The sequence below is a fragment of the Stenotrophomonas sp. PS02289 genome, assembly GCF_029960115.1.
Classification (GTDB): domain Bacteria; phylum Pseudomonadota; class Gammaproteobacteria; order Xanthomonadales; family Xanthomonadaceae; genus Stenotrophomonas.
On sequence record NZ_JASCOZ010000294.1, the window covers coordinates 1 to 2,729 of the forward strand.

At 67.5% G+C, this 2,729-nt stretch carries 2 protein-coding genes; one reads left to right on the forward strand and one right to left on the reverse strand.

The features are described from left to right. Nucleotides 1–53: 53 nt before the first annotated feature. Nucleotides 54–2,027 (reverse strand): transglycosylase SLT domain-containing protein, encoded by a 1,974-nt coding sequence (locus QMX83_RS21085; protein WP_282298579.1) that lies wholly within the window; start codon nt 2,025–2,027, stop codon nt 54–56. Nucleotides 2,028–2,199: 172 nt separating this feature from the next. Between QMX83_RS21085 and QMX83_RS21090 the strand changes: the two genes are divergently transcribed. Next, nucleotides 2,200–2,610 carry a biopolymer transporter ExbD gene (locus tag QMX83_RS21090; RefSeq protein WP_282298580.1) on the forward strand — a complete coding sequence of 137 codons (411 nt, stop codon included), beginning with the start codon at nt 2,200–2,202 and terminating at the stop codon, nt 2,608–2,610. Nucleotides 2,611–2,729 lie beyond the last annotated feature (119 nt).

Here is a 2,729-nt window from a genome sequence, read left to right on the forward strand (position 1 = left end):
GGCCGGCCCAGGCGATGTGTGGGCCGGCCAACGGCCGGCGCTACCGGTTCCGATCAATCGGCGGTCTTCTCGGCGTTGCTCGGGCAGGTCAGCTGCTTGCGCTTGGCCTGTAGACGGCCGTTCATGCGGTCGGTCACCGGCAGCGCGTTGCCGTTCAAACGCCAGTCGTAGATCACGCTGAAGGCCAGGATGCGGGCGACGTACTCACGCGTTTCCTTGTAGCTGATGGTCTCGATCCAGATGTCTGGATCGAAACCCGGACGCTGCGACTGCCAGCGGGCGGTCGGCGTCGGGCCGGCGTTGTAGGCGGCGATGGTCACGTACGGCAGCCCGTCGTACTTGTTCATCAACTGACGCAGGTAGGCCGTGCCCAGCGCGATGTTGGTGTCCGGGTCGTACAGGCTGGACGCACCGCCGTAGTTCACCAGACCGATCGACTTGGCCACGCTGGCTCCGGTGGCCGGCAGCACCTGCATCAGGCCCATCGCATTGGCCGGCGAACGCGCCTTCGGGTTGAAGATGCTTTCCGCGCGGATCTCAGCGGCGACCCAGGCCGGGTCAATCGCGTGGCGCGCCGACTCGCGGCGGATCGCGTCGTCGTGATGCAACGGGAAGCGCAGGCTGTACAGGCGCTGCTCGTCCGGGGTCTTGCCCAGCGAGAACACCGCGCGGTCGAACCAGCCGTTGTCGCGCGCCACTTCCACCGCGATGCGGCGCTGGGTGGTGTCGAATCGGCTCAGCGCGTCGTTCCATTCGGCGACGGCCCAGCCGTTGCGTTCGATCTTGAACAGTTCCATCGCGCGCACGATGGCTGGGTCGCGGGCGATGGCGGCCTGTGCCTGTGCGCTGTCATTGGGTTCCCAGGGGCACAGCGTATAACTGCTCAATCCCAGCTGGTCGGCGGCAAGGAAGCCGTGGAAGGTGGCCGAGCGGGCCGCTTCGCGGAACAGCGGCTGGGCTTCGGCGCGCTTGCCGGTCTTGTCCAGCATGCGTGCTTCGAAATAGCGCCAGCGCGAATCGTTGCGCTGGGTCGGGCCCATCTTGCGGATGGCGGTCAACGCCGCCGGCCAGTCGCCGCGCGACAGCGCCTCGCGGGCGCGCCATTCGTGCAGGCGCTCGTCATAGGCCGAATCGGGCACGGCATTGAGCCGGCGCGCGGAGTCGGGGCCATACGAGGCCACCGTCCACAGCGCGATCTGGTAGCGCACCTGGGCCTGTTGCTCGGCGCTGAGCTGCAGCGCGTTGGCGTACTGCGGCAGCTGCTGCTCGGTGGCATCCGGGTCGCCCTTGGCCAGTTTGGCCAGGCCGTCGGTGGCAATGCGGCGGCTGCGCTCGTTGCGCGGCCAGTTCAGCGCGCTGGCGTTGGGTTTGTCGACAAACGCGGCGTAGGTGTTGGCGAGGGTCAGGTCGGCCGCCGGGAGCCCGCGCGCTGCGCTGCGCATCACCGCCGGTTGCTGTTCGTCGGCGGCTGCATCGATGCGCGCCCAGCGCAGTTCGGCACTGAGCCCGCCCTTGGCGTCGAGCACCGCGAACACCGGGTCGCAGGCATCGGGCAGCGACTTGCCGGTGCTCTTCCAGATCGCCTGGGCGTCGCTCACCCACTGGGCATCGGCCTTGCCGGTTGCCTGCAGGGCGTTGAGCCGGGCGCAGCGCAGGCCGACATTGTCGGTGGGCACCCAGTTGGCGAGCAGGGTCGGCCAGTCCTGGCGGCGCGCCACCGACGGCAGCCACACGCTGCGGAAGCTGCTGGCGACGGCCTGCCCGTTGTAGCGCTTGAGGAAGTCCTGCGCCTGGGAGGTGCTGACCGTGTCGATGTTGCGGCGCAGGTTGGCGTACTCCAGCCAGCCGTACAGCGGATGACGGCTCAGGCTGGCGGCCTGGGCCGGGTCGAACTGGCCGCGCTCGGCGCTGTCGATGGCGGCTTTGATCTGCGCGCGCTGCGCGTCGAGGCTCTGCGCCTTGGCGGGGAGGGCGGCGGCCAGGGCGATGGCGGCTGCGCTGAACAGGAGCGGGGAAAGTCGATTCATGCCCAAAGAATAACGGCCTGCGGTGAAGGCCGGCGTAGGCAACCCGACCGGAGCATGAACGCCGCTTCAGCACACCCTGAACAGGCCCGCGGTGCAGGCGTAGTGTTGGGACGCACGACCAACGGTCGTGCGCTACCGGGAATCCATAACGTTCACGCACGGGGAACTCACCATGGCATTCAGCGCAGCAGGCTCCTCCTCCTCCGGCCCTCTGGCCGACATCAATGTCACCCCACTGGTCGACGTGATGCTGGTGTTGTTGATCATCTTCATCGTCACCGCGCCGATGATTGCCCGCCCCATACCGGTCAATCTGCCCCAGCGCACGGACCGGGCACCCACCGTCGAACCGCCGCCGCCGATTGAACTGCGGGTGGATGCCAGCAATCAGATCCTGTGGAACGGACAGGTGGTGGCCGTGGCGTCTCTGGAGCAACGCATGCAGGAGGTCGTCCAGGCCAATGCCGGCAACCTGCCGGTGCTGCGCATCGACACCAGCCCGGAGGCCGAATACGAAGTGATGGCCAAGGTGCTGGCGGCAGCGAGCAACACGCATATGGACCGGATTGCCTTCGTGAGGTAACCCGGCATTACGTGGGCCGGCCAACGGCCGGCGCTACCGGGAGCCGGCATAGCCGGCTCCGTTTTTGTAAAGCCCGCGTGAAAACGGGGTTTTCATCACGCCGTCATCTTTACAGGTTT

Bases quoted from the DNA above. Each gene is read 5' to 3' on its own strand.
- QMX83_RS21085 (WP_282298579.1), bottom strand. From the start codon at position 2,027: ATGAATCGACTTTCCCCGCTCCTGTTCAGCGCAGCCGCCATCGCCCTG.
- QMX83_RS21090 (WP_282298580.1), top strand. From the start codon at position 2,200: ATGGCATTCAGCGCAGCAGGCTCCTCCTCCTCCGGCCCTCTGGCCGAC.